Origin of the sequence: Sphingobium sp. (genome assembly GCA_035196065.1) — a bacterium.
GTDB classification, from domain to species: Bacteria; Pseudomonadota; Alphaproteobacteria; order Sphingomonadales; family Sphingomonadaceae; genus Sphingorhabdus_B; species Sphingorhabdus_B rara.
In genome coordinates this window covers 549,885-576,116 of record CP136575.1, presented here as the reverse complement: position 1 = coordinate 576,116, position 26,232 = coordinate 549,885, and the positions used below count along the sequence as shown (strand labels likewise).

Genomic DNA, 26,232 nt, shown 5'->3' with positions numbered 1-26,232 from the left:
GGGGAATGTTCGCCGCACTTATCGTGGGCGGGGTAGGGGCGAATGCATTTGCACAAGCACCTGACTCCCCGCCCGCGCGATTTTCCAAACCAGCCCTGACGGGATGCCATACGACACAGGGAAGCGTCCATTTCGACTTTGAAGGCGCATCACGATCAACCTGCTATGTAGAGGATGATCGGACGATCTCGATCATGGTCGTTCCCGAACATCTACCCCCTATCAATCCAAGCCCTTGGTACGCCTTCCGCTACAAAGCAGCCGAAGGTGCCAAGTTGACTGTCAATGTGCGTTATCTCGGGGCTCGTCACCGCTATACACCAAAATGGTATGGTAGGGGTGACCCCGCCTCGCTCTCGGTCGCGGTTGCGAAGGACGGTGGCGGGATTGCAATCACGCTGCCATCGGGAGAGGGGATCGTAAGCGGGCAGCCGCTGGTGACATCCGTCCATTACCAGAAACTGCTGGCAGAGCTTGTGCAGGCCGGAAACGGCAGCACGATCCTTTTGGGTCATTCGCATGACGGGCGCCCTCTCGAGGCAGTGTATCTCGGCAATGCCGATGCCCCTCGACTTGTTGTTCTGCTGGGCAGGCAGCATCCGCCGGAAGTGACGGGGGCAACTGCAATGGATGCCTTTTCGTTGACGATTGCAAAGTTGGTGCGATCAGGCGCAATCGACCGTAGCAGATATCAGTTCCTGATTGTGCCGTTGCTCAATCCTGACGGGGTCGCGCGAGGCCATTGGCGGGCAAATTTGGGGGGTATCGATCTCAACCGGGATTGGGGTACGTTCAGTCAACCGGAGACGCGTGCGGTCGTTGACTGGATACGACGACTTCCGGCTGGCGTGCGACCGGTTCTAATGCTCGATTTCCATTCGACCAACCGCAATCTTTTCTATGTTCAGGGCGATGAGGCCACGCCGCAGGGTAAAGCGTTTCTTGCAGGCTGGTTGGGTACCAAGGAAACCGCTTTTAAGGGCTATCCATTCGAAATTGAACCGCGTGATGCAAACCCCGGTTCCGGCACAACCAAAAATTGGTTCCATGCGACCTACGGCATTCCCGCTTTCACTTATGAGGCTGGGGATAACACCGATGCAGTGGCGATCCGCACCGCGGCCGAAGCGCTTGCGGCCTCCATGATCCCCGCGCTCAGTTCGTCGCTCGGAGACGCTCCGGGCCAATGATCCAGATGGCTAGCAACGGGGCGATCGCCCCTCAAAAGGGAGAGCATTTGATGTATAGGCGCTTGCTCTTCCGTCTCGCAGCTATGCTTGTATGTCTAGGTACGATGTCTGCGGCTTTACCTGCCAGCGCAAAAGATTGCGAGCCTCTTGCCCAAGGATCATCGCGGATTGAATTTTCCGGTTGGTCAGGCCCTAAACTTCCGGTGTTTGTTCACAAGCCGCAAGCAGCAGGCCGGGATAGCCGCATCGTCTTTGTCATGCATGGCGTGTATCGAGACGGCGACCGATATCGTGACGAGTGGCGTGATCTTGCCGAGAAACATGACCTTATAATTGTTGTCCCAACATTTGGCAGGCAGGATTTTCCGACAACAGCTTCCTACAATCTTGGCAATATCGTCGGCAGGAAAGGCCACCACAATCCGCGGTCGCGCTGGTCGTTCGCGGCAATAGAGCCCTTGTTCGACGAGATTGTCTGCCGTGTCGCCGGCAACCAGTGGGGCTATGCACTATATGGTCATTCTGCAGGCGGCCAATTTGTCCACCGTTATGTCGCCTTTGCCGATGCACCCCGATTGCAAGCTGCGGTCGCAGCAAATTCCGGCTGGTATACTATGCCGAATGGCGCAGCCTTCCCTTATGGTTGGGGAGGCGATGCAGCCGGTCTGGTTTCACCCGAAAAGGCGTTTCAGCGGCCTCTGACAATCCTGCTCGGGACAGAGGATAAAGATCGCAACGATCCCAATCTTCGCAAGAATGAACAGGCTGACCAACAGGGGCTAACTCGCTTTGAGCGAGGGCAAGCCTTCCTTTCGGTCGCACGCGATATGGCCGGAGCATCAACTCCATTTGGCTGGAAAATCGCTTATGCTCCAGGGATCGGTCATGACAATGGCGGCATGGCCCCCTTCGCCATTCCTTACCTTGTCGGTCTGGGAAAGCCATAAGCAAGTGTTGAACTCCGGCACAAAGCCGGGGGTGACAAAAGCTTATATCACAATATTGATACTCAGGCAGATCCAGCCATTATGCCACCGCGTCACTCACCGCTATAACATTAGTGACACCGACTTCGCCGTCTGTTTCCGATCACGCGAATAGGCTCCACGCGTATTTGAGCAGTATTGTATTGGCGAATTCCCGCTTCTGAGAGGAACGTATTCCCGGTTACGCCTGTTTTGCTTCTGCAAGAAAACCCGCTTGTACTGGCGGAATTTGCCAAGCCGCAGTCAGCCGGTGGTTTGTAGTCGCAGACCTGCTAGGGATGGCAGCATGACCAAGATCCACAAGCTTTCCGGTATCGTCGACGTCGACGGGTTTCAATATGAGTGGGAGCTGCGGAGCGAGCCGCAGTGGAGCGAGCGTGAAGGCTGGAAAGGCATGACCGTCGCTTTGCTGCGCAAGGACACTCAACGCGGAGCGTTGCTGGAATTCCCTGCGCCGAAACGCTTGATCAAAGGTATGCAACGAGGCCGCCTTCAGATTGGCGACGCAGTTGTAATCAGGGGCATTCAGGCAGCGTTACAAGCCGGATGGGAGCCTTCTTCCCGGGGAAAGCCGATGGTTTTCGAAGTCGATGCTGACGGCAACTAGACCCAGGCCGTCTTGCAGGGGCAGGCCTGCTGCGCGGCCATTTCTCCTTTGGGAGAAGTGACGATGAGGGTTTATTTCAATCGTTCAGCCAATCGGCTGTGATCTCACCCCTATGCCCGTCGGGCGCCAGCGCGGCGCGCAGGGCTTCCAGCAGAGGCGGCAGCGCCTGCGTGAAGGCGTAGGGCGGGTTGACGATAAAAAGGCCCGCGCCGTTATAGATGCCGGGCTGATCGCTATCGTACAGCCAATGCTCGACGCACAGCAATTTCGGGATACCGAGCTTGCGTAATTGCTCCTTCCATCGCCAATGCGTGGCGCGGTCTTTCAGCGGATACCAGATCACCGTCACGCCATGCGACCATTTGCGGTGAGCCGCGGCGAGGGTAGCGGTAATGCGCGCGCGTTCGTCTGTCTGTTCGTATGGCGGATCGACCACAACCACGCCGCGAGGTGTTCGCGGCGGCAGCATCGCCAGCCAGAACTCGTAGGCGTCGCGCTCATGCACAGCGGCGGTTGTGCCGCGCATCACGCCGCGCAGGGCACGGACGTCTTCGGGATGCTTTTCGTTCAAGATTAGCAAGTCCTGCGCGCGCAAAAGCTGCGCCAGAAACCGCGGCGAGCCGGGGTAGAGGTGCGGCTCGGCCGCGGCATTCACCGCTTGCACTGCGGCACGATATTCGTCCAGCAAGGGGTTCGTGTCAGCACAGGCCCGGAGCACGCCCTGCGCGGCCTCACCAGTGCGTCCGGCCTCTTCCCCCTCGAGATCATACAGCCCGCAGCCGGCATGGGTGTCGATCAGGGTCAGCGCGCTCTCTTTGAGCTGCAAGGCCTGCACGAGGGCGATCAGCAGGCTGTGCTTCACGACATCGGCGCTATTGCCGGCATGGAAGGAATGGCGATAATTCACTGCAATTCAAAATCCTGACGATCCGCCTTTGTATGGGCTGCCGGGCGCTCAAGCCGAGCCCGAGGCGGTTGAAGCACCTGATCGGATGCCCTTATAGGGTTGGACGAAAACCTTCAAAGCACTTCTGCGCGCGACCGAAAGCCAGCGTCGGCGATCGGCGCCAGTGGAACTATTGGTGGCGCCCGGCGCTGACCAGACTTTCGCGGTCCCCTGTGCCGAAAGCTCGAGTTTTGCGGCAGTTCCGCTTTGCCATAGTCGACCCGCTAAAACGCGGTATAGAGGTGATGTGATCGCTCAGTTGACAGGATGGCATGACATGGATCTCGATCGAAGTTTCTCCCGCAGGGTCGTCCTGGGAACAATGGCTATGACCTTGACGGTGCCATTCCCGATCACTGCAAAAGGCTTGCGTCAGGCGCATGCCACAACGAGCAAGCTCATATCATATAAGAGCCATGCAGCGGAGCATCCGATCGTGGTCGAAGTGCTACTGCGCGGAAAAGGACCGCTGGTTGTGTTGCTGCCGTCGCTGGGTAGAGGAGCCAGCGATTTCGATGACCTCTCCTCCCGGATAGCGGCGGCTGGGTTCCAGACAGCCGCTATCAATCCGCGCGGAATTGGGAGGAGTGAAGGCCCGGCCGCGCGGTCGCTCGCAGACTATGCCCAAGACGTATTTGAAGTCATCCGGTCCCTGCAATCCGCGCCGGGAATCGGGCCCATTGAGCCAGCCGTATTGATAGGTCACGCCTATGGCAACAGGCTGGCACGGGTGATAGCCTCCCAATATCCCGAAGCGGTATCAAGCCTGATACTGCTGGCTTCTGGGGGGCAAGTTGCGATAGCTCCAGCCATCGCAAAGGCGCTCTACGATGTCTTCGATACCTCCCTCTCTCCCGAAGCACACATAGCGGCAGTCCGCACCGCTTTCTTCGCACCGGGCAACGATCCAGAGGTTTGGCGTGACGGCTGGTATGGCGCGGTTGCGATGCAGCAACAGGCTGCTTTGAAAAATTCGCCCTCCGAAAAATGGAGTGCAGGCGGGCAAGCGCCGATCTACATAATCCAGGCGGCGCAGGATGTATTAGCGCCACCCGCCAATGCCGAAGCGCTGCAAGCACTCCAACCCGCGCGCGTTGAAATCGCCATTCTCGAAAATGCCGGCCACGCAATGTTGCCGGAGCAGCCAGATATGATTGCACAACTCGTCATTGGACGACTTAGCAGAGTTAGAAGTACGAACAGATAGAGTCTGCATTTACAATCTTGAAGTCCCAGCGCTCTTGTTCCGGATCGCCCAAGGAAGCGGAGCTCAGCATGAGTTGACGCGCTGTTTAAAGCGAGAGCAACCGGTCAATTCTTGTGCTGGCATTTGCGATGGCGGGGCAGACATAAAGGATGCTTCGAGGAGACGTCCGCTCACGGCACCTCAATGCAGCGACTGGATCCGCCTAAATCGCTGCACCCCCCAATCATGGCCAAGCCGCACACAAGTGGCTGGAAAACTGCATTGATCAAGCGAACGGCAGCGCCTCAGTCAACCAGCGCTTCATATGCTTCACTTGCCTCAAGCCAGGCAGTTTCGGCGGCTTCTTTGCGGTTCTCTAGTTCGGCCCGACGTTTCATCAACTCGGTCATGGTCAGTTTAGCGAGCGACGGATCGGCAGACTTGGGATCGAACATGGCCTGATCGGTCGCCTTGAGTAGCATGGTCAGCTTTTCCAGCTCTGATTCTGCGCTTTTGGCGCGCTTGCGCATTTGCTGGCCCTTCTCGCGGGCTTCGGCAGCAGCCTTACGCTGCTCCTTCTTGTTGACCGGGCGGTTGTCGGTGTCGCTCTGCGTTTCCTTGCGAGCTGGGGCCGGATCCTTGGCCAGCACGAAGGCGAGGTAATCGTCAATCGAGCCATCAAACTCCCGCGCGGTGCCGCCATCGACCAGCACTAGCCGGTCGGCTGTGGTTTCCAGCATGTGCCGGTCATGGCTGACAATCACCACTGCGCCGGAATAGCCGTTAAGCGCTTGGATCAAGGCCTCGCGCGTGTCGACGTCAAGGTGGTTGGTCGGCTCGTCGAGGATCAATAAATGCGGTGCTTCGCGGGTGATCAAGGCCAGCGCAAGCCGGGCGCGCTCTCCGCCGGAAAGCTTGCCCACCTCGGTTGTGGCCTTAGGGCCAGAAAATCCGAAGCGTCCCAGCTGGGCCCGCACTGAGGCGGGGGTGGCACCCTTCATCAGCACGGTCATGTGCTGAAGCGGGGTTTCGGACCGGTCGAGTTCCTCTACCTGATACTGGGTGAAATAGCCGACGCGCATGCGTCCGCTGGCCGTCATCGCACCATCTATCGGGGCAAGCTGCGCGGCGAGCAGCCGAGCCAGGGTGGTCTTGCCATTGCCATTGCGGCCGAGAAGGGCAATCCGGTCATCGGGATCGATCCGCAGGTTAAGCCGCTGGAGCACGGGTGCCTCGCCATAGCCGACTGCGGCAAGATCGAGCGTAACAAGCGGCGGGCGCAGCTCGTCAGGATCAGGGAAATCGAACTGCAAGGACGGATCGTCGATCATCTCCGCAATCGGTTGCAACTTGGCTAGAGCTTTTGCGCGCGATTGCGCTTGCTTCGCAGTGGATGCCCGTGCCGAATTGCGGGCGACAAAGTCACGCAGCCGTTCGCGCTCGGCTTCCTGTTTTTCGCGGGCCGAAGCGAGATGCGCCTGGCGTTCAGCACGCTGGCGCTCGAAAGCGTCATAACCGCCTGGATAGAGCGTGAGCTTGCCGGATGAGAGGTGGAGGATGTGATCGACCACATTGTTGAGGAAATCGCGCTCATGGCTGACCAGCAGGATCGTGGCCGGGTAAGAGCGCAGGAAATCTTCCAGCCATAGCACGGCTTCAAGGTCGAGGTGGTTAGACGGTTCGTCAAGAAGCAGCAGGTCCGGCTGCGAGAACAGCAGCATGGCCAGGGCAACCCGCATCCGCCAGCCACCCGAGAAACTCTCCAGCGGGCGGTGCTGCGCCGCATCATCAAAACCTAGGCCGACCAGGATACGGGCCGCGCGGCTTGGGGCGGAATGGGCTTCTATGGTTATCAGCCGTTCGTGAATTTCGGCCAGACGGTGCGGATCTTCGGATGTCTCGCTTTCCAGCATCAGCGCCGAGCGTTCGGTATCGGCGGCCAGCACCGTTTCGAACGGGGTGGCGTCGCCGCCTGGCGCTTCCTGCGCGATATAACCTAAGCGGCTGCCCCGCGGCATCGATACTTCGCCGCTATCGGCCTCCAGCATACCGGCAATCACGCGCACAAGTGTGGACTTGCCCGCGCCATTGCGCCCGATCAGCCCGATGCGTCCGCGCGGCGGCAGCTTGGCCGTTGCATCGTCAATGATCGTCCGACCGCCAAGGCGAACCGTAATATTATTCAAGTTGAGCATGCGCGTGCCTAGCAGCATCGTGCGCCAAGCAAAAGCAATGCTTGCTGCAATCAGACGCAATTGAGGGAGGCGGCTGTCTGAACGTTAGTGGATTGTTTCCAATGCTTGGAGCCCACGCCGGCCTGCTGCCCCGCGCGCGAAACACGCTGGCGCCGAATTTCCGGTGCAGCTTTAAGTTCGCCGAATGGCGGTCGTGATCCCGCTGAACCCCGCCCCTGTGCGAAAGTGATTGCCAGCGCCACACCGCGGCCTATGACGGCGGCGTGGCGGGTGAATGGCAATTCTGGATCGATCGCGGCGGAACCTTTACCGACGTGGTGGCCCGCGCGCCCGACGGCCAAGTGCTGACTGCTAAGCTGTTATCAGACAACCCGGCTCGAGCCGAAGATGCGGCAATTGCCGGTATCCGGCAGCTGAGCGGTACCGATGTGGGGGCATTGCCCCCTGCCGCCGTGCGGATGGGCACCACGGTTGCCACCAACGCCCTGCTGGAACGCAAGGGCGAGCCGACCGTCCTCGCCATTACAGGCGGCTTTGGCGATGCGCTGCAGATCGGTACGCAGGAGCGGCCCGAACTGTTCGTGCGCCAGATCGTCCTGTCTGAACCCCCGCACGCCAAGGTGATCGAGATTGCCGAGCGGGTTATGGCCGATGGGACGGTGGTTCAGCCGCTGGATGAGACCGCCACCAGCGCCGCCTTTAAGGCCGCGGTTGCAGAAGGCTTCCGTTCGATCGCAATCGTGCTGATGCATGGCTATCGCTATCCTGCACATGAGGCGCGGCTGGCCGATCTGGCGCGGGTGGCTGGGTTCACGCAAGTCTCGGTAAGTCACGAAGTTGCGCCATTGATCAAGCTGGTCGGGCGCGGGGATACGACGCTGGTCGACGCGTACCTCTCGCCAGTTTTGCGCCGTTATGTTGACCAATTCACCACCGCGCTGGGCCCGGGCAATCGCGCGTTGTTCATGCAGTCGAGCGGGGGACTTGCGGATGGGGCACGGTTCCGGGGCAAGGACGCGATTCTCTCCGGCCCGGCCGGCGGGATCGTCGGCATGGCTCGCACTGCGGAAGCGAGCGGCGCGCCGAAGGTGATTGGTTTCGACATGGGCGGCACCTCGACCGACGTCAGCCATTATGCCGGTCACTTCGAACGCGACAGTGAGGTTCGCGTCGCTAATGTCCGCATTCGCACTCCGATGCTGCGCATCCATACCGTGGCTGCGGGTGGCGGCTCGATCTGTCGGTTCGATGCTGGGCGGCTGGTGGTTGGCCCGCAAAGCGCCGGGGCCGTGCCGGGACCGGCCTGCTATCGGAATGGCGGGCCGCTGACAGTAACCGACTGCAATGTCATGCTCGGCAAGTTGCGGCCGGAGCATTTCCCGCACTTGTTCGGCGCCACGGGCGACCAGCCGATCGACACGAATGTTGTAGCGGAAAAGTTTGCTGAGATGGCAGCGGCGATCAAGGCTGAGACTGGACAGGTCTTTACGGTCGAGGCGTTGGCCGAGGGCTTTATCGCCATTGCCGTCGCCAACATGGCGCATGCGATCAAGCAGATATCGGTCGCGCGCGGACATGACGTGACGGGCTATAGCTTGTCCTGCTTCGGCGGCGCTGGCGGGCAGCATGCCTGCCTGGTAGCCGACGAGCTGGCGATTGACGCGGTGCTTGTCCACCCGCTCGCCGGTGTGCTCTCGGCCTATGGCATGGGTCTTGCCAGCGAAACAGCAGTGCGCGAGCGAACCCTGGCTCAGCCGCTGTCGGCTGGGCTGGATGCGGCGGATACGCTGGCTAGGGAACTTGGGGAGCAGGTCCAGGGCGAGCTGGGAAGCGCCGTCGCAGAAGTCCGCACCAGCCTGTTCCTGCGCCGCGAAGGTTCCGAGAATGCCATCGAACTGCCCCCCGGCGATCCGCAGCAACTGTCAGAGGCCTTCGCCGCAGCCCACCGCGCGCAGTTCGGATATGTTGGCGATGGTGCGTTGGTGATCGACCGGGTGCGGGTCGAAGCGATTGCTGCCGGTGAGGCTTCAGGCATGCTCGACTGGCCGTTGCCTGAAAAGGCCGGCCCGCCGATCGAAACGGTCGACTGCTACCTTGCCGGGTCGGGTCACCCCGTGCCGGTTTATGACCGTACTGCACTGCCCGCCGGGTTCACTGCGCAGGGGCCGCTGATCGTGATTGATCCGCTGGCGACCACTGTGGTCGAGCCGCGCTGGTCGTTGGCGGTCGACGCTGATGGGACCCTGCGGCTAAGCCGCACCGCGCCACGCGCGGCCCTGACCGCCAGCGGGACCGATGCTGATCCCGTCCGCCTCGAAATCTTCAACGGCCTGTTCATGGCGATTGCTGAGGAAATGGGTTCGGCTCTTGCGCGCACCGCCATGTCGGTCAATATTCGCGAGCGGCTCGATTTCTCCTGCGCGATTTTCGATGCGTCTGGGCGTCTGGTTGCCAATGCCCCGCATATGCCGGTCCACCTCGGCTCGATGGGGGAGAGCGTCCAGGCTGTGCTGCGTGAGCGCGCCAGCGGCAGGGATGGCCGGGGCATTCGCCGCGGCGATGCCTATGTTCTCAACGCGCCCTATGCCGGAGGCACGCACTTGCCCGACATCACGGTCGTCATGCCGGTTTTTGTCGGCGCTGGGGATGCGCCCGCCTTCTACGTTGCCGCGCGCGGTCACCATGCCGATGTTGGCGGGATCGCCCCGGGATCGATGCCGCCAAACAGCCGCAATATCGGCGAGGAAGGCGTGCTGCTCGAAAACGTCCTGCTGGTCGACGAGGGCCGCTTCTGTCGTGATGAACTGGCGGCGATGCTTTCCTCTGGCCCTTACCCGGCGCGCAACGTTGATGCGAACCTGGCCGACCTTGCCGCGCAGATCGCCGCCTGCGCGCGGGGGGCGGCAGGCTTGGAGCGCGCATGCGCAGAGCACAGCATCGAGGTGGTCAGCGCCTATATGGGCCATGTCCACGACAATGCAGAGGAGGCCGTGCGGCGCCTGATCGGGCGACTGGAAGACGGAACGTTCCGGTACGAACTGGATAATGGCGCGGTGGTCTGCGTTGCGGTCCGGGTCGACCGTGCAGCGCGGCAGGTAACGATCGATTTTGCCGGAACGAGCGAGCAGCTCCCCGGCAATTTCAACGCGCCCTTCAGCGTGGTCCGCGCGGCGGTGATGTACGTGCTGCGCACCATGATCGACGATCCGATCCCCATGAACGAAGGCTGCCTCGCCCCGGTCACGATCCTGGTGCCCGAAGGATCCATGCTGCGCCCGCGCTATCCGGCAGCTGTAGTGGCCGGCAATGTCGAGACCAGCCAGGTTGTAACGGATGCGCTGTTTGGAGCTTTCGGGGCGATGGCGGCGGCGCAGGGGACGATGAACAACCTGACCTTCGGCAATGATCGCTACCAATATTACGAAACCATCGCCGGTGGTTCTGGCGCGGGGCCCGATTTCGACGGGACCAGCGTAGTCCAGACCCATATGACCAACAGCCGGCTGACCGATCCCGAAGTGCTCGAAACGCGCTTCCCGGTAATGCTTGAAAAATTCGCCATAAGACATGGTTCGGGTGGCGCGGGGCGGCAACGCGGCGGTGACGGGGCGCTGCGGCGGCTGCGCTTTCTGGAGCCGATGGAGGCCGGGATGTTGGCCAATCGCCGCCGCGTACCGCCATTCGGTTTGGCCGGCGGGGCGCCCGGAGCGCTCGGCGCAACGTGGGTTGAGCGAACGTCAGGCAAGATTGAGGTTCTTGATTCCACCGCATCTGTGGAGATGGAACCGGGTGATGTGATGGTGGTCGAAACGCCGGGCGGGGGAGGCTATGGATGAGCGAGATGTGGGTACTTTCGGGCATTGCGGTGATGGTGCTGGGCTTCGTGCTTCGCTTCAATCCGCTGCTGGTCGTGGTGGCGGCTGCAGCCGTCACGGGCATTACCGCCGGGCTCGATCTTCATGCGATCGTTTCCGCTTTCGGCAAGGCTTTTAACGACACCCGCTATGTAACTGTGGTCTGGATCGTATTGCCGGTCATCGGGCTCCTCGAGGCGTATGGATTGCAGGAACGCGCGCGCGGCCTGATCGCCAGTCTAAAGGGTGCGACGACCGGCCGGTTGTTGACCGGTTACCTGCTGATCCGCCAGATCTCCTCGGCGCTGGGGCTGACTTCGGTGGCGGGCCATGCCCAGACCGTCCGGCCGCTGGTCGCGCCGATGGCCGAGGCTGCAGCCGAAGGGCAGACAGAGTTGACCGAAGACGACCGCGACCAAGTGAAGGCCATGTCGGCCGCGACCGATAATGTCGGCCTGTTCTTTGGCGAGGATATCTTCATCGCGATCGGCTCGATCCTGTTGATGGTCGGCTTCCTTGAACAACAGGGCATCATCCTCTCACCGTTCCAGCTCTCGGTCTGGGCAATCCCAACCGCGATAGCCGCCTTCTTGATCCACGGTTTTCGGCTCTGGCAGCTCGACCGGCGACTTGGCCGGAAGGAGGCCGAACAATGATCGGCCTACCCTTCGTCTACACCTTAGCGGGGCTGACCTTCCTTGCTTTCGCTATGCTTTCGCTGCGCGATGCGACGAATCCGAAGCGCTGGGGTAACGGGGCTTTTTGGGGCCTCCTTGCTTTGTCTATGCTGGCGGGCGACCGACTGAGTGACTTTACCAACGGCCTATTGGTTCTGGCTCTGGTCGCCATTGCCGGCACCGGGCAGCTAGGCCGGGGCGGCGGCGGTACTATGCTCGAGATCCGGGCTGAGCGGGCCACGGGTTATGGCAACCGCCTGTTCCTTCTGGCGCTGGTGATCCCGGCGACGGCGTTGGCCGGTACGTTCGGGTTCGAGCATCTGCCGGGGCTGGTCAATCCCAAGCAGGTGACGCTGGTCAGCCTCGCGTTCGGCGCAATGCTAGCGCTACTGATCGGGTTTGCCTGGCTGCGCCCCCATCCGGCTGCACCTTTGCAGGAAGGGCGGCGCTTGATGGATTCGGTGGGCTGGGCGGCGATCCTGCCGCAGATGCTGGCCAGTCTTGGCGCGGTCTTCGCACTGGCTGGCGTGGGTGACGTAGTCGGGCAGTTGATGTCCAGCGTGATCCCGGATGGCAGCCTGATCGGCGCAGTGATCGCCTTCACATTGGGCATGGCGCTGTTCACGATGGTTATGGGCAATGCGTTCGCCGCCTTCCCGGTCATGGCCGCAGCGATCGCCGTGCCACTGCTGATCAGGCAGTATGGCGGCGATCCCGCCGTGATCTGCGCTATCGGCATGCTTGCCGGTTTCTGCGGCACGTTGATGACGCCGATGGCAGCAAACTTCAACATCGTCCCTGCCGCCCTGCTTGAGTTGAAAGACCGAAATGCCGTGGTCCGAGTCCAGATTGGAACGGCGCTGCCATTGCTGGTGGTCAATACCCTCTTCATCTGGTGGTTTGCTTTCTGATGACGCACCTCACTGCCGAATATGCTGCGCGTTTCATGGGTCTGACCCTAGGGCACCTGACCCGCGAGTTTCCGCACAAGCTGGATCATGTGATGGAAGCGCCGGAGGATGCCCGCACCCCCCGCGAACTGCACCCGATCTTCTTTGGCAGTTTCGATTGGCACTCCTGTGTCCATGGCTGGTGGCAGGTACTGCGCCTCGCGCGGCTTTATCCGGATCTGCCCGAAGCGGCGCGGGTACATGCGCTAGCCGAGGAGATGCTCACAGCAGAGAATTTCGCGGTCGAAACTGCCTATCTCGCACGCCCTTCATCGCGCGGGTTTGAGCGGCCTTATGGCTGGGCTTGGGCCTTGGCGCTCCATGCAGAAATGGTGCGGCATGATCGCCCTTGGTCCCGCTATGCCGATGCCTTTGCCGCCGCCTTTGCGCAGCGGTTCCGCCAGTTCCTACCGCTCCAGACATATCCGATACGTGTTGGCACGCATTATTCATCGGCTTTCGCTCTTACCCTAGCGCGCGATTGGGCGCTGGAACATGATGCCGCGCTTACCAGCCTTATCGATACCCGCGCCAAGGACTGGTTCAGCGAGGACCGTGATTGCCAAGCATGGGAGCCGGGCGGCGACGAGTTTCTCTCCTCCGCGCTGACCGAAGCCCTATTGATGTGCCAGGTGCTGGGCGACGGGTTCGCCAGATGGTTTGATCACTTCCTGCCGGCCGCTGCTGAAGGGCTTCCCGCCACCTTGTTCACGCCTGCGACTGTCTCTGACCGCAGCGACGGCAAGATTGCGCATCTCGACGGCCTCAATCTCAGTCGCGCCTGGTGCTGGCGCCGGATCGCAGCAGCGCTACCAGAGGGGCACCCTGTACGCGAACCTGCGCTTGCAACTGCGCAGCGGCACCTCGATGCGGCCATGCCGCACCTGGGCGACGATTATATGGGCGAACATTGGTTGGCCACTTTCGCCCTGCTGGCGCTTGAGCAGGGTTAAGGGCACTGTCAGAGTAAACGCACCGGCAAGGCGGAGAGCACTGGCGCGACGGCCAGTTTTCCGGAATAGGGAGAAGCCCAAAATCCGGCTGATCTTCATGATTAAAGCTGACAGAATGAACCCCCAAGGATGCAGTTCTGGGGGTGGGTGATTGAGCATCTGGGCTGGTGCCGAATTTCCGAGGCGAACATCGGGCCTAACCGGTTTCACCAAAACCTGACCGTCGCGTGGCAGATGTTGATCCCGCGCCCGAACATAAGGTCTTCGACGTTCCGCAGGCTGAGCGGGAACCGCGCATATATCATGACGACCAGACGAAGGATCTCGGGCGAGGAGTTAAAGTAGCGGAACGGTTTATCGGGCTTGCTTATCCACCGGATTTGTCGCCGCCGCCGCTCACAGGCAATTTTGCTCTGACAATGCCTTTCTGTTGTATCGCACCAAAAATCTAGTGCCGATCCCGGTGACCTTGGGTTTAGTCGGCAATGAAGTAATCAAGTGATCCGTCTTCCTGGATGATGGGGTGGTCCTGGAACGAGGCGAAGAGGAAATGATCAGGGCCTGACACAACATTATGGATTAGGCCGGCAGGGAAAACGGCTTTGTCGGCCTTGGCCAATTGTAGCCGTTGGTCTCCGACCATGGCTGTGCCGGAACCATCGACGCCATATACATGCGCAGTGGACAGCTTGTGAAAATGCGCGCCCAGTTCGCGCGCAGGTTCCAACAGGAAAAGATCGATATGGCGGTGGCTGGCTGGCAGCTTCTCCGACATTTCTTCGGCGATGGCCACCGTGATCACTGTCGAACCATTGGGTGCCTTTTGAGCCTGCGCGCCTGCAAAAGGCATCACTGTGGCAAAGGATAAATCTCCACGGCAAATCTCGCCGGCGTGCCGTTCGAACAGATTGAGGATGTGGCTGATCGCAATTTCGTCCATCATGTCACCGTAAAGCTGGCAGTGTATCGGTAAAGCCGAAACGTCTCACATCGTTGATCTTGGTCGCATAGCCATGTCCGGGGACCTTTAAACGCCATTTTCATACGCGCATTGATCGCTAGCATGCGACAGTCCGCGATGCTAAAGATTTGTCTCACAATGTAAAATGACCATCTTGGGAGCGACCAGGTGAATGTCGAGAGCAAGTTATCAAGACGCAATGTTTTGCAGTTTGGATCGGCTGCCGCAGTGACAGGATGTGCAACGCCGGCGCTTGTCGATGTTGGGATCGCAAAAGCGACGAGCCTGGGGTTGGTCGATTATTTGAAATCTTCGCCTGAAGGATGGTCCATACATAGTTTTGCCAATTGGATTGGCGCTGCCAACGCCTTCAAGGAGGGCGATGCCATTATCGGCGTTGCGGCGAAAGACGATGAGCATCGGAAGGTGGCGCGCATGCTTCTGGCAAACACGCGGCTTTACCAGATCGATGCCAATCCGATTTTTAGCGACGATCTGCATCGGGCAATCATCTCCAGCATAGATGAGACCGTGGCCGCCACGTTGCGAGATTGGACTCTCGGCGCATTACGCCACTACCTGCTTGCAAAAGACGAAGCTGACATAAAGGCAATCATGCCGGGCCTTTCCAGTGATGTCATCGGTTGCGTGGTCAAGTTACTGTCTGATGAAGAGTTGACCGCCATTGCGTCCACAATCTTCAATCCTTTGCCGGGTTCAAATATCGGTGAACGGGGGTATCTCGGTGCGCGGATCCAGCCCAATTCCCCGACCGACAATATTGACGACATTGCTTGGCAGGTCTTCAACGGCTTTGCTTATGGCGTTGGTGATGTGGTGATCGGGACCAACCCGGTCAGCAGTGAACCGGAAAGTGTTCATGCGATCGAAGTTGCGCTGAAAGACATTGTCGACACCTTCGGGCTTTCGGATGTTTTGCCGCATTGCGTTCTTGCGCATATCGACGTCCAGGCTGAGGTTGAGAAAAAGTGGCCAAGCTCAACCGCCTTGTGGTTTCAGAGCATCGCTGGCAGCGACGCGGCTAACAAGACCTTCGATTTGTCACTCGACCGCTTGGTTGCACATGCCGACCAGCGGCAGGGCAAGTTCGCCATGTATTTTGAAACCGGGCAGGGGGCAGATTTTACCAACGGACACGGCCAGTCGATGGACATGGTCCTGCATGAATCGCGCAAATATGGATTGGCGCGCTTTTTGTCGCTGCGGATTGCCGCAGCAAATGGACGGCGTCCTTGGCTGCATGTGAACGATGTCGCAGGCTTTATCGGGCCAGAAGTATTCCGCAATCGGGATCAATTGGTGCGCTGTTGCCTAGAAGATCTCGTCATGGGCAAGCTGCACGGCCTGTGCATCGGGCTTGACGTCTGCTCGACGCTTCACATGGATGTCAGCCTCGACGATCTCGATTACTGCCTTGAGCGCGTGGCGCCAGCCAATCCTGCCTATTTGATGGCATTGCCAACCAAAATTGATCCGATGCTCGGTTATCTGACGACCGGCTTTCAGGATCATGTTCGGCTCAGGCGCAAGTTCGATTTCAAGATCAGCGAGCCGATGCATCATTTTTTCCGTAAACTTGCGGTGGTCGACGATGCTGGAGCGCCCGCCGAAAACTTTGGGAAACCTGAACAGATCTACGTCGAATATCGGCGACGCAAAGGCGACAACCGGCCCGAACGGGATATATTGGCCGAGGCAGAACAGAAAATGGACGCCGTTCGAGGGCGCGGACTTTTCTTGGCGCAAGGCCATGGCGAATTGCCTGAGGACCTTGAGCCTGCAATCGCACAGGAAATCCACACCATCTATGAGCGGTCCCGCAAGAGCATTTGGGCGGATTTCGATGCTGCCTTTCTGCCTTCGCTGGCCGATGTGATCATCGCCGAAACCAAGGCGCGCGATCGGCGCGATTATATTCTGCATCCCGAATTGGGCGAGACGCCGTCTGAAGCGACCGTTGCACAGTTGACCGAATGGCGCGGCCGGGGAGCGGGATCGTTCGATATCCAGATTGTCCTGAGTGATGGGCTGAATGCGATAGCGATCATGGATGATCCCGTTCGCAATACTTTCCTGCAGGCTTTGGCGCGGGGCCTTAAACAGAATGGGCTCTCGGTTGCGCCAAACATCATTGCATTTGAACGAGGCAGGGTGCGCGCCGGTTATAAAGCTGGCGAAATACTGTTTTCCGGTAGCAGTGGACGCAAGGCAATAATCCATGTGATCGGCGAACGTCCGGGGTCAGGCCATGATTGCTTTTCGGCTTATATGACCGTCGCTGATGGTCAGCTTTGGTCGCAATCGGGTGGTGTTGACCATGATGTTACCCGGGTTGTTTCCGGAATTTCCGCAACTGCACTCGCCCCAGAGACCGGCGCACGCGATTGCACCCGTATCTTCCTTGAAATGTGGCAGAAAGCCGGTGCGCGATGATCAACTGGGCCCGAAATGGCAGCATGCAGTGCTGCGCAGTGAGTGCTGCCATCCTCTTTGCCGCTCTGACCTTGCCGCATGATATGGCGAAGGCCGCTGCAGTATCGACGGATGACGCGGCTCTTACTCAAACGGCACCGCCAGTACCCGCCTATCCGGCGGTCAGGCTGCTCGATACGAAAACCGATATTCTAGGCGCGCCCTTTGCCTATCCAGAAGGCGATGCGAGGCTGATCTCGGAGATCATTATGCTTGCTCCGGGTGAGGAAGGCCCGCTGCACCGCCATCTGGTCCCGATGTTCGCCTATTTGCTAGAGGGCGAATTGACCGTCAATTATGGCGTACAGGGCACACGGAGTTACAAGGCCGGAGATGCGCTAGTCGAAGCGATTGGCGTGCGCCATCGGGGCTTGAATGCCGGCGCGACGCCCGTGAAACTCCTTGTCGTCTATATGGCTGCCAATGATGGGCCCCTTGTCGAGCGCTGAGGCTCCGATACTGCCAAAGTGACGCCTGTCTGGCTTGGTGCAAAATCCCAAAACTGCAACGATGGCCCAGCCTGAAGACGAGGGGCGGGTTGGTAGAAGATACTGGGGGGACTGTTGCTGATGGAGTTGGGGTTGGCGGAGATCGGCCTTGTGCTCGCCGCTGGTTTTGATAGCGGAAGCGGGTCACCTTGCATGGCAGTTTGCGACTACACCGGCGGCATAAGGTCGCGCGCGTTCGAACTTACGGCCCGCAAAGGCTAATATGGTCAACCAAATTCAAGCGACATGGCGCCAAAGATAGACGGCATATTCTCCTCTGGCCTTCCGCCGAAATACATGCGGCGACAGCCGAAGTTGGCTTCGAGACCAAATGATTTTGCCAGCGCGACGCCATCCTGATTCGGGCTCGGCACATCGATTTGCACTTGCGTGCCATCGAGCCGTTCGACCAAGTTGGCCAGCAATCCTTGCGCGATCCGGGCATCGTCTGCGACTAATGGGCCGATCTTGAAACCGTTTTCGGCTGGGCGTGCCAGACCAAATCCCACCAAAACGCCGTCCTGAAATGTCGCTGCCGTCATGATCTCCGGTTGCGACAACCAGGATGCGAGCAGGGCGCTTCTATCATAGGGTGCCCGGTCACGATCATAAGCCAGCAATATGTCGTTTGAAACAGGGGCGTGAACGGGCATCGGCGCATGGCCGGTTCTTGCAATGGCCCCGCTCGCCACGCCCTGATATCGCACGGTTTCATAGGCTGGTTCAAAACCGCCGGCCGCGTAAAAACTCTCCATCGGGAACACGCCGTCCATTCCGATGACCGCATCAGGCGCAAGCCGGGCACGCAAGAGTTGCAAGCGCGTGTGCCATAACCGCCGGCCGAGACCATATCCGCGAAACGCTTCGTTGACGATGAACAGGCCCATGAATCCGAAAGACGGAGTGTGGCGGAAGATGCTGCCGCCTGCGATCATGGTGCCGCGGTATCGAAGCGCGATAAAGGCATCCGGATCGCATTTCCATGCGCATTCAAGATCGCTTCGGCCGGGATTCCAGCCCTCGCTCGAAGCAAGGGCAAATATCTGCTTAGCCTCTGCGAAGGTCATTTGCCCGATTTCCGACGTCGCGAGCATGTCCGCTATATCGATATCCATCATTCCCCCCGATTGCGCGCGCCGTCGCCGTCTTCGATCGGGGCTAAGGCCGGTCCAGCCGCCAACAAAGGAAAAATGCCGCCATATTGGCAGGGTGTCTGCTCGCCAATTGCACAGCCTTGGGCCATCATAGCCGTGAGGGGTTTTGTCAGAGCAAAATTGCTCGTGGGATGAGCCGCCGATAAATTGGTTGGTTGAGCACATTAGATAACCCGTGCCGTTACTTCAATTTATCCTCTGAGGTGATCCGTCTTGTGGTGATGATATATGTACGATTGCCCCTGCCCTATCCGGGCCGAACGGACAGAGGTTGCGATTGGTCTGACGGCACCGACCGGAACATTTGCACTTACTTCCGGTTCAATGGACATGAATACCGCCCGGCTCGTGCCATGGGGTCATGCCAATCGAGGCAGTTGCTATGTTGAGGGCGCTTATTCTGGTCCTTATTGCTGGACTGGTCCTGTGGGGAGTAATGTCGATGGCCACTAAAGAGCCGCCTTTCACCGTCGAGTTTTCCGAGCGAGATTTTGAAATACGCGACTATCCGGCACAGGCCATCGCCGAAGTCTTGGTGAGCGGTGAACGCAAGGAAGCGGCAAGCAAGGGGTTTCGCTTGCTTGCCGGCTACATCTTCGGCGCCAACACCCGCACGCAAAGCATCGCGATGACAGCTCCGGTAACCCAGCAGGCGGCAACAAACGAGAAGATCGCCATGACCGCACCAGTCATTCAGTCGGGTGGTGACGGTAATTGGGTGATCCGCTTCATCATGCCTGAGGGCGCCACCTTGGATAGCTTGCCGCAGCCCAATGATCCGAAAGTCCGGCTTCGCATGCTCGCGCCGCAGCGCATGGCCGTGGCCCGCTTTAGCGGTTTCGCCCGCGAAGAGGCTGTCGCTTCCAACACAGCCGCGCTGCAAAGCTTCATCGTCGCACAGGATTTGCAGGTAATCGGCGCGCCGGTATTAGCCCAGTACAACCCGCCCTGGACTTTGTGGTTTCTGCGCCGGAACGAAGTGATGATACCGGTGGCGCGGTGACTTGGCAAAGCAAGGGGCTTTGTCCGCGCTTTGCATCAACGCTCAGGAACGGACGATCCGGCCATCAAGCAGCTCGATCCGGCGCTGGCAGCGCGATGCGATATATTCATCATGGGTCGAAATCAGAAAGCTGCTGCCCATCGTTTGATTGATGGTGTGAATCAGGTCCATCACGTGATCGGCCGATTCCCTATCAAGATTGCCGGTCGGTTCATCGGCCAGAACCAGCGTCGGATTGTTGATCAGCGCACGCGCCACGGCAACGCGCTGGCGTTGGCCACCGGACATTGCCGCAGGGCGGAAATTTCGGCGATCCGACAGACCGACAGCGTCAAGCAATTCACTCGCCCGTTGGCGCATCGCCCCGGTTTCATGCCCTGCAGCACAGGCGGCTGGCATCATCACATTTTCCAGCGCGGAAAGATCTGGCAGCAAGTGGTGGAACTGGAAAACAAAACCCAGATTCTTGCTTCGGAACTCGGTGCGCTGGGCTTCGCTGGCATGCATCAAGTCCACCCCCAGCATTTCGTGTGTGCCACCGCTCGCGCGCATCAAGGTGCCCAAAATGGTCAGCAAAGTGCTCTTGCCTGAGCCTGAGGGGCCAAGCAGGGCCGCCATCTCGCCCGCTTCCATGGAAAGGTCTATGTCTTTCAGAACATGTACCTGGGTTTCGCCTTCGCCAAAATCTTTGATCAGCCCGATTACAGACAGGATCAGCGACTTGGTCATGCCCCGATCGCTTCAACCGGATCGATCCGTGACGCACGGCGTGCGGGCAGGATCGACGCAAGCGTTGCGGCAAGCGTGGTCAGCGCAATCGCCAGCAGGAAATCACCCTGCTAGCGGTCGATCGGCAGGGCACCGCTTTTCACAGCACTTACCGGTGGGAGCGGCAACAATGCGAGCCATGCGGCCAAAGCCCCGACCAGCGCACCGACAAGGCCGATCAAGGTTCCTTCAAGAACGTAGATCGTTACCACCAGGCTGCGGCTGGCGCCCATCGCCCGCATGATCCCGATCTCCGCCTGTCGCCGAACGATCGAGAGCAACATGGCGCTGGCAATGCCGACGATGATCGTAACCAGTGAGAATGCCTTGATGATCGTGCCGGTGCGCGCCTGCGCATCAAGGCCTTCGAAAAGCTGCTGGTTGTCTTCGGTCCAGGGCGTAGCTTTGAGGCCGGTTGACCGGCGCAGGCGTTCGGCGATGCCTTCCGCAGCGGTTGCGGGCTGCACCTTGATCTCGATGCGCGAAATCCCTGTCGATAGATCGAACAAGGCCCTGGCCGTGGTGAAATTCATATAGATTGCCTGGCGATCGGCGCTGGCGATGCCGAGGGTGAAGATGCCGCCAATGCGAAAGCTGCGCGACCGACCGCGATCCGATGTCAGCTGGACGACTTGCCCCACCCGAAGCCCCAGATCACGCGCCAAAACACTTCCGATCAGGATCCCGTCCGCAGGCAGATTGCTGGAGCCATCGACAATCGCCGCATCGATATTGGCGATGTCCGACAATTTGCCCGGCATCGTTCCGATGACCCCGACCGGCGACACGGCCTGGCCACGCTCGACAAAGGCAGAGCCCCTGATTTGCGGCGATACAGCGATCACGCCGGAGGCCTGTTCGATGATCGGGATCATTGGCTGCCAGATGGTGATCTGGTCGCGCCGGCTGAGATCTTTCTGAAGCACCACTTGCGCACCCGGTTCGATCGACAAAATTGCCGGGTCGCGATTGGGCATTTCCACCACGATGTGCGGGATGCTGCCAACGGTGCGCATGGTTAGCAAAGTCGCTAACCCGCCGATTAGCGCACTCATGAAGATGAAAACACTGACGCCAAGCGCAACCCCGGCCATCAGGAGCGCGGTCTGCCCCGGGTGGGACAGCAAGTGCCGCATGGCGAGTTTGACGGCATAGGGGGTCATCCTAACCGTTTATCCTAACTTTCTCGCCCGGCTGCGCCGAATCCGGCTCTGTCAGAATGCGTTCGCCGGGCACGAGGCCGCTGGTCACAATCACAGCTTCCGCTGGCCAATCGATAAAGGTAATTGCGCGTTCAATCACGACCTTGTCAGTTCCGACTACGCGTACTTTGGCCGAACTCGCCGATGGGATAAGGGCGCTTCTCGGCACGCTAATCGCCCCTTCTCGGCGTTCGATCAGCAGATTGACGGTTACAGTCATCCCAGAGGGCGCATCGGTTGCTGCACCGATCAGACCCAGACGCACGGCGCGCGCGCCGGTTGCCGGATCGACACGGGGTTCGACATGCAGGACTTTGGCCATGAGCGGGCGTTTCTGCCCGGCCATGGCAACCGTTGCTTCCATGCCCGGCCGGATTTCTGAAGCGTAGACCTCATCCACCTCTATGCTGACTTCTGGATTTGACAGGTCGGCGAGGCGGTAAATCACGCTTTCAAGCCCGACCGCCTGACCGGGGTCAACCGGCCGCTCCAGAATGACCCCTGCAAAGGGTGCCCGCAACACGCGGCGATCGCGAAGCTCGCTTGCTTGGGCAACAGCGGCTTGGCGGCGATTGAGTTCGCGCTCACCTTCCAATACTGACAGGCGCCGTTGTTCCACCTCTCGTCTGGTTGCGAATTGGCCTAACTCCACGAACCGCGTCAGTTCCCGTCGGGCCTGTGCAAGTGTTGCCTGCTGCGTTGCGACTGATGCTTGCGCTTCTGCGATGGCAGCCTGTTCGGGGGCATCGTCGATTCTGGCAAGGATCTGCCCTGATGACACCCGATCCCCGACATCGAATGGCAATGCGATCAGCTGCCCGCCCAGCGAAGGGCGTATATCAACCTGAAGCCGCGGCCTGATTCTGCCGTTCACGGACAGGATGCGGTCTGCCACAGCTGTCTTGGTCACGAATGTTGCAACTGCCTTGTCGCGCGGCGCAAATAGCCAATACCCCGCAATTGCTAAGGCGATTGCGGCCATCGCCACAAATAGGATCCGGCGTGAAGCTATCTTCATTTGTCACGCACACAAACAAACTCCGGCCTCGAATGTTCCAGCCATGCGCGTCGCTTAAGGTCCGCGTGGGTTGATTTTACATGTGCCCGCACCCGCGTCTGGCGAACCGAATGTGCGTCAATGTCAGGTGCGTCGTGTCAGGCAACGAACAAGGTGCTGCGCGAATGGCAAAGCGCTCACTTCGCGCGAAGTTCCGATTTCAGAACCTTATTGGCACCGCTGAGTGGCAGAGGTTCGTCTCGAACATCGACGCTGCGCGGGCATTTATAATGCGCGATAAGGTTGCGACAGTGCGCGATCAATTCGGCTTCGGTGACGGCCATATTGTCTCTTAAGTTTACAATTGCATGAACCGTTTCGCCCCAGAATGTGTCGGGTTTGCCGATGACTGCGCACAGTGAAACGGCAGGATGCGAAGCGAGCGCATTTTCTACCTCTTGCGACCAAACATTCTCCCCGCCGGTGATGATCATGTCTTTCAGCCGATCAACGACGTAGAGATATCCGTCATCATCGAAGTAACCGACGTCTCCGGTATGCATCCAGCCGCCCCGCAAGGCTTCGGCAGTCAGGTCGGGCCGGTTCCAGTAACCCTGCATCACCATAGGTCCGCGCGCTACGATCTCGCCATGCGACCCCGCAGGCAAAGGCCTGTCATCCGGGTCAATGATCGCCACTTCGGCCAACATTGCCGGACGACCCGCCGAGCGAAGGCGACCGCTGGCCGCAGCGTCCGGCAAATGATCCCGCCAGCCAAGGATCGTCACTACCGGCGACAATTCGGTCATGCCATAGGACTGGAGCATGCGGACCGATGGCAGGGCCGCCATGAACTCCCTCAATAATGGCTCGGGCATGGCTGCGGAACCGTACGACACATAGCGCAGGCTCGTAAGGTCGGTTTGGCTGAGACTTGGCTCATCAAGCATCATCCGGAACATGGTCGGCACGAAGGTCGCATGGGTCACGCTGGTCCGAGCAATCTCGGCAATTACCTCGCGGGCCACGAAGCGGGGCAGAAAGACATGGGTGCCCGCAACATGCGTGGTCGAGAACAGGCGCGCAGCTGATGCAACGTGAAAAAGAGGGCCGTGATGCAGGTGGACGGTGTCTTCATCCATCCCCAGTTCGGCCACGACATTGGCGGTATTGGCGCAGAAATTGGCATGACTCAGCATCACGCCCTTTGCTGCACTGGTCGTTCCGCTGGTATAGAGGAGACAAGCGAGATCATCGCCCTGCCGCCCCGTATCCTCGATCGGCTGGTTACTGGCCACCAGTTGCTCATAACCGTGAAACCCTTCCGGCGCCGCATCGTGGTCGCAGTAAACCATCTCCCGCTTTGTCCCGTCCGCGGTCACCAGAAGCGCTTCGTGCATCGATGCAAATTCAGGGCCGAGGATCACGATCTGAGGGGCGCAATCATTGGTTTGGGCCAAGATCTCGTCCACGCCGAGCCGATGATTGAGGGGGACGATCACCCCACCCGCCTGCATGGCAGCATAAAAGCATTCAAGCGATCGGTGACTGTTAAGCGCCAATAACACCACCCGCCCGCCCGGCTTAAGGCCGAGCGCAATGAATGCTGCCGCCAGACGTGAAACGCGATCCGCAAACTGCTCCCAGGTGAACCGAACCGGACCGTCAATTACAGCCGTGTCAGTTCGTTTGATTGCGACCGCGCGACGAACGGCCTGCGTAAGGCTTAACCCACCTGTCATCTATTCTCTCACTCCAGTTCTTTGCCCGCATCGTGGGATGGATCCGCCGCGTTCATTTCAGCACTTCGGCGGCCAGCGCCTCGGCCACCTTGATCCCGTCGACCGCAGCTGAAAGAATGCCGCCTGCATAGCCAGCGCCTTCACCTGCCGGATAAAGCCCGCGCGTGTTGAGGCTCTGGCAGTCCCTCCCGCGCGTGATCCGCACCGGTGAGGAGGTGCGCGTCTCGACGCCGGTCATCACCACGTCAGGATGATCGTAGCCCGGCACCATCCGCCCGAACACCGGCAGCGCCTCGCGGATCGATTCGATCACATAGTCCGGCAGGCATTTTTTGAGTTCGGTCAGATGGACACCCGGCTTGTAGCTGGGGATCACGTCGCCAAACTCGGTGGAGGGCCGGTCGGCGAGGAAATCGCCGAGCTTCTGTCCAGGGGCCATATAGTTGCGCCCGCCAGCCTCGAAGGCGAGACTTTCCCAGTGGCGCTGGAACGCCATCCCCGCCATCGGCCCGCCGGGATAGTCGCGGTTCGGATCAATGTCGACAACGAGGCCCGAGTTCGCATTGAACTCTGCGCGCGAATACTGGCTCATGCCGTTGGTGACGACGCGGCCTTCCTCGCTCGTGGCGGCAACCACCCGTCCGCCGGGGCACATGCAGAAGGAATAGACTGTGCGTCCGTTGCTGCACTTATGCGCGATCGAATAGGCCGCGGGACCGAGGATCTTGTTGCCCGCGCTCTGGCCATAACGCGCCGTGTCGACCCAGCTTTGCGGGTGCTCTATCCGCACGCCGATGGCAAAGGGTTTGGCCTCGATATGCACGCCCCGGTCATAGAGTATCTGGAACGTATCGCGCGCCGAATGGCCCACCGCCATGATCACGTGGCGAGCGGGGAGGAGCGATCCGTCCGACAAATGCAGCCCGGCGATCTGCCGTTCGCCGTCTGGCGTCGTCTCGATCTCGAAATCCTCGACGCGGGTCTGGAAACGGTATTCGCCACCCAGGCTCTCGATCGTCTCGCGCATAGACATCACCATTGTGACGAGGCGGAAGGTGCCGATGTGCGGGTGGGCTTCGGTCAGAATGTCGTCCGGCGCGCCTGCCTTGACGAACTCGACCAGCACCTTGCGCCCCAGATGGCGGGGGTCTTTAATTCGACTATAGAGTTTGCCGTCCGAGAATGTGCCGGCACCGCCTTCGCCGAACTGCACGTTCGATTCCGGCTCCAGCACCGAGCGCCGCCATAGTCCCCAGGTATCCTTGGTCCGCTCGCGCACTGCTTTGCCGCGTTCAATGATGATCGGTTTGAGGCCCATCTGCGCGAGGATCAGGGCGGCGAGCAAACCGCAAGGCCCTGCGCCGATAACCACCGGCCGTTCGCCGTCCCAGCCTTGCGGGGCCATGACCGGGAATTTGTAGGAAGTGTCTGGGGTGGGCTTCACATTCTGGTCGTCGGCAAAGCGTGCCAGTACTTCGGCCTCGTTCGCCACCACGCAATCGACGACATAGGTCAGCAGGATCGCGTGCTTTTTGCGGGCATCATTGCCCCTGCGGAAGATCTGGAAGCGGGTGAGGTCAGCGGCGTCGATCTTCAGCCGTGCGCAAATCGCCACCGGAAGGTCTTCGGCGGCGTGATCGAGAGGCAGTTTCAGTTCATTGATGCGAAGCATGACGCCGCCCTAGCCAATTCCGGCAGGCTGCGCCACACGTGCTTGGCCCCTTCCTTTCTTCGTTATTGCTAGCGAAGCGGCGCAATCCAGTGCGGCTCGCGCCAGCCTGCCAACTGGAGGCAAGTTTGCAGCAATTGTGTCATCGCAAAGCCATCGCATGCGCGTGTCGCGGATGCGAAGCAACTTACGCGCCCCCTTGTGCCGCCAG

At 59.8% G+C, this 26,232-nt stretch carries 20 protein-coding genes; 11 read left to right on the top strand and 9 right to left on the bottom strand.

Going from position 1 to position 26,232, the window contains the following annotated elements:
• Positions 1-5: 5 nt before the first annotated feature.
• The 3 genes from RSE16_02705 (at position 6) to RSE16_02695 (ending at position 2,783) form a co-directional block, all read left to right on the top strand.
• Complete coding sequence (locus RSE16_02705) at positions 6-1,190, top strand: M14 family metallopeptidase (protein ID WRH76394.1); 1,185 nt, start codon at positions 6-8, stop codon at positions 1,188-1,190.
• Positions 1,191-1,393: 203 nt separating this feature from the next.
• Positions 1,394-2,137 carry a hypothetical protein gene (locus RSE16_02700; protein WRH76393.1) on the top strand — a complete coding sequence of 248 codons (744 nt, stop codon included), beginning with the start codon at positions 1,394-1,396 and terminating at the stop codon, positions 2,135-2,137.
• Positions 2,138-2,462: 325 nt separating this feature from the next.
• A complete protein-coding gene (locus RSE16_02695) occupies positions 2,463-2,783 on the top strand; it encodes a hypothetical protein (protein ID WRH76392.1) in 321 nt (106 codons plus the stop codon).
• A 76-nt stretch (positions 2,784-2,859) separates the two neighbouring features.
• Here RSE16_02695 and rlmJ read toward each other — a convergent pair whose 3' ends face one another.
• Positions 2,860-3,690, bottom strand: coding sequence for a 23S rRNA (adenine(2030)-N(6))-methyltransferase RlmJ (gene rlmJ, locus RSE16_02690; protein ID WRH76391.1), 831 nt, complete (start codon positions 3,688-3,690; stop codon positions 2,860-2,862).
• A gap of 367 nt (positions 3,691-4,057) precedes the next feature.
• Here rlmJ and RSE16_02685 point away from each other — a divergent pair, with 367 nt between their 5' ends.
• The gene (locus RSE16_02685; GenBank protein WRH76390.1) at positions 4,058-4,936 is read left to right on the top strand and encodes an alpha/beta hydrolase; all 879 of its coding nucleotides are present in this window, start codon (positions 4,058-4,060) and stop codon (positions 4,934-4,936) included.
• Positions 4,937-5,220: 284 nt separating this feature from the next.
• Here RSE16_02685 and RSE16_02680 read toward each other — a convergent pair whose 3' ends face one another.
• Positions 5,221-7,110, bottom strand: a complete 1,890-nt coding sequence (locus tag RSE16_02680) for an ATP-binding cassette domain-containing protein (GenBank protein ID WRH76389.1) — start codon at positions 7,108-7,110, stop codon at positions 5,221-5,223.
• 263 nt (positions 7,111-7,373) lie between these two features.
• Here RSE16_02680 and RSE16_02675 point away from each other — a divergent pair, with 263 nt between their 5' ends.
• The 4 genes from RSE16_02675 to RSE16_02660 are packed head-to-tail and all read left to right on the top strand — an operon-like array spanning position 7,374 to position 13,544.
• Positions 7,374-10,946, top strand: a complete 3,573-nt coding sequence (locus RSE16_02675) for a hydantoinase B/oxoprolinase family protein (GenBank protein ID WRH76388.1) — start codon at positions 7,374-7,376, stop codon at positions 10,944-10,946.
• Positions 10,947-10,951: 5 nt separating this feature from the next.
• Positions 10,952-11,620, top strand: a complete 669-nt coding sequence (locus tag RSE16_02670; GenBank protein WRH77284.1) for a DUF969 domain-containing protein — start codon at positions 10,952-10,954, stop codon at positions 11,618-11,620.
• Positions 11,617-12,552, top strand: coding sequence for a DUF979 domain-containing protein (locus tag RSE16_02665; protein WRH76387.1), 936 nt, complete (start codon positions 11,617-11,619; stop codon positions 12,550-12,552). Before RSE16_02670 ends, RSE16_02665 begins: the two co-directional genes overlap by 4 nt.
• The gene (locus RSE16_02660) at positions 12,552-13,544 is read left to right on the top strand and encodes a DUF2891 domain-containing protein (GenBank protein WRH76386.1); all 993 of its coding nucleotides are present in this window, start codon (positions 12,552-12,554) and stop codon (positions 13,542-13,544) included. The genes RSE16_02665 and RSE16_02660 overlap by 1 nt, the downstream gene beginning before the upstream one ends.
• 475 nt (positions 13,545-14,019) lie before the next feature.
• Here the strand turns inward: RSE16_02660 and RSE16_02655 are convergent, their stop codons facing one another.
• Positions 14,020-14,487: a cupin domain-containing protein gene (locus RSE16_02655; GenBank protein ID WRH76385.1), complete on the bottom strand. Its 468-nt coding sequence runs from the start codon at positions 14,485-14,487 to the stop codon at positions 14,020-14,022.
• A 246-nt stretch (positions 14,488-14,733) separates the two neighbouring features.
• On the opposite strand from RSE16_02655, the gene eutB reads away from it, so the two are divergent.
• Both eutB and RSE16_02645 read left to right on the top strand, forming a co-directional pair.
• On the top strand, positions 14,734-16,959 hold the full coding sequence (eutB, locus tag RSE16_02650) for an ethanolamine ammonia-lyase subunit EutB (protein WRH76384.1): 2,226 nt from the start codon (positions 14,734-14,736) through the stop codon (positions 16,957-16,959).
• Complete coding sequence (locus RSE16_02645) at positions 16,956-17,447, top strand: cupin domain-containing protein (GenBank protein ID WRH76383.1); 492 nt, start codon at positions 16,956-16,958, stop codon at positions 17,445-17,447. The genes eutB and RSE16_02645 overlap by 4 nt, the downstream gene beginning before the upstream one ends.
• A gap of 266 nt (positions 17,448-17,713) precedes the next feature.
• On the opposite strand, the gene RSE16_02640 is transcribed toward RSE16_02645, so the two are convergent.
• The gene (locus RSE16_02640; GenBank protein ID WRH76382.1) at positions 17,714-18,604 is read right to left on the bottom strand and encodes a hypothetical protein; all 891 of its coding nucleotides are present in this window, start codon (positions 18,602-18,604) and stop codon (positions 17,714-17,716) included.
• A gap of 478 nt (positions 18,605-19,082) precedes the next feature.
• On the opposite strand from RSE16_02640, the gene RSE16_02635 reads away from it, so the two are divergent.
• Positions 19,083-19,643 carry a heme-binding protein gene (locus RSE16_02635; GenBank protein WRH76381.1) on the top strand — a complete coding sequence of 187 codons (561 nt, stop codon included), beginning with the start codon at positions 19,083-19,085 and terminating at the stop codon, positions 19,641-19,643.
• Between the two features lie 42 nt (positions 19,644-19,685).
• Here the strand turns inward: RSE16_02635 and RSE16_02630 are convergent, their stop codons facing one another.
• The 5 genes from RSE16_02630 to RSE16_02610 all read right to left on the bottom strand — a co-directional run bounded on the left by RSE16_02630 (position 19,686) and on the right by RSE16_02610 (position 26,024).
• Positions 19,686-20,372 carry an ABC transporter ATP-binding protein gene (locus RSE16_02630; protein WRH76380.1) on the bottom strand — a complete coding sequence of 229 codons (687 nt, stop codon included), beginning with the start codon at positions 20,370-20,372 and terminating at the stop codon, positions 19,686-19,688.
• A gap of 110 nt (positions 20,373-20,482) precedes the next feature.
• Entirely contained in the window at positions 20,483-21,574 is a 1,092-nt protein-coding gene (locus tag RSE16_02625) for an ABC transporter permease (protein WRH76379.1), read from the bottom strand.
• Between the two features lies 1 nt (position 21,575).
• Positions 21,576-22,631, bottom strand: a complete 1,056-nt coding sequence (locus RSE16_02620; protein WRH76378.1) for an efflux RND transporter periplasmic adaptor subunit — start codon at positions 22,629-22,631, stop codon at positions 21,576-21,578.
• 176 nt (positions 22,632-22,807) lie between these two features.
• Entirely contained in the window at positions 22,808-24,352 is a 1,545-nt protein-coding gene (locus RSE16_02615) for a long-chain fatty acid--CoA ligase (protein ID WRH76377.1), read from the bottom strand.
• Between the two features lie 52 nt (positions 24,353-24,404).
• The gene (locus tag RSE16_02610; GenBank protein ID WRH76376.1) at positions 24,405-26,024 is read right to left on the bottom strand and encodes an NAD(P)/FAD-dependent oxidoreductase; all 1,620 of its coding nucleotides are present in this window, start codon (positions 26,022-26,024) and stop codon (positions 24,405-24,407) included.
• Positions 26,025-26,232: the final 208 nt, after the last annotated feature.

Coding starts and splice junctions, on each gene's coding strand:
- RSE16_02705 (WRH76394.1), top strand. CDS start 6: ATGTTCGCCGCACTTATCGTGGGCGGGGTAGGGGCGAATGCATTTGCA.
- RSE16_02695 (WRH76392.1), top strand. CDS start 2,463: ATGACCAAGATCCACAAGCTTTCCGGTATCGTCGACGTCGACGGGTTT.
- RSE16_02685 (WRH76390.1), top strand. CDS start 4,058: ATGACCTTGACGGTGCCATTCCCGATCACTGCAAAAGGCTTGCGTCAG.
- RSE16_02680 (WRH76389.1), bottom strand. CDS start 7,110: ATGCTCAACTTGAATAATATTACGGTTCGCCTTGGCGGTCGGACGATC.
- RSE16_02670 (WRH77284.1), top strand. CDS start 10,952: ATGTGGGTACTTTCGGGCATTGCGGTGATGGTGCTGGGCTTCGTGCTT.
- RSE16_02665 (WRH76387.1), top strand. CDS start 11,617: ATGATCGGCCTACCCTTCGTCTACACCTTAGCGGGGCTGACCTTCCTT.
- RSE16_02660 (WRH76386.1), top strand. CDS start 12,552: ATGACGCACCTCACTGCCGAATATGCTGCGCGTTTCATGGGTCTGACC.
- RSE16_02655 (WRH76385.1), bottom strand. CDS start 14,487: ATGATGGACGAAATTGCGATCAGCCACATCCTCAATCTGTTCGAACGG.
- RSE16_02645 (WRH76383.1), top strand. CDS start 16,956: ATGATCAACTGGGCCCGAAATGGCAGCATGCAGTGCTGCGCAGTGAGT.
- RSE16_02640 (WRH76382.1), bottom strand. CDS start 18,604: ATGATGGATATCGATATAGCGGACATGCTCGCGACGTCGGAAATCGGG.
- RSE16_02635 (WRH76381.1), top strand. CDS start 19,083: ATGGCCACTAAAGAGCCGCCTTTCACCGTCGAGTTTTCCGAGCGAGAT.
- RSE16_02630 (WRH76380.1), bottom strand. CDS start 20,372: ATGACCAAGTCGCTGATCCTGTCTGTAATCGGGCTGATCAAAGATTTT.
- RSE16_02625 (WRH76379.1), bottom strand. CDS start 21,574: ATGACCCCCTATGCCGTCAAACTCGCCATGCGGCACTTGCTGTCCCAC.
- RSE16_02620 (WRH76378.1), bottom strand. CDS start 22,631: ATGAAGATAGCTTCACGCCGGATCCTATTTGTGGCGATGGCCGCAATC.
- RSE16_02615 (WRH76377.1), bottom strand. CDS start 24,352: ATGACAGGTGGGTTAAGCCTTACGCAGGCCGTTCGTCGCGCGGTCGCA.
- RSE16_02610 (WRH76376.1), bottom strand. CDS start 26,024: ATGCTTCGCATCAATGAACTGAAACTGCCTCTCGATCACGCCGCCGAA.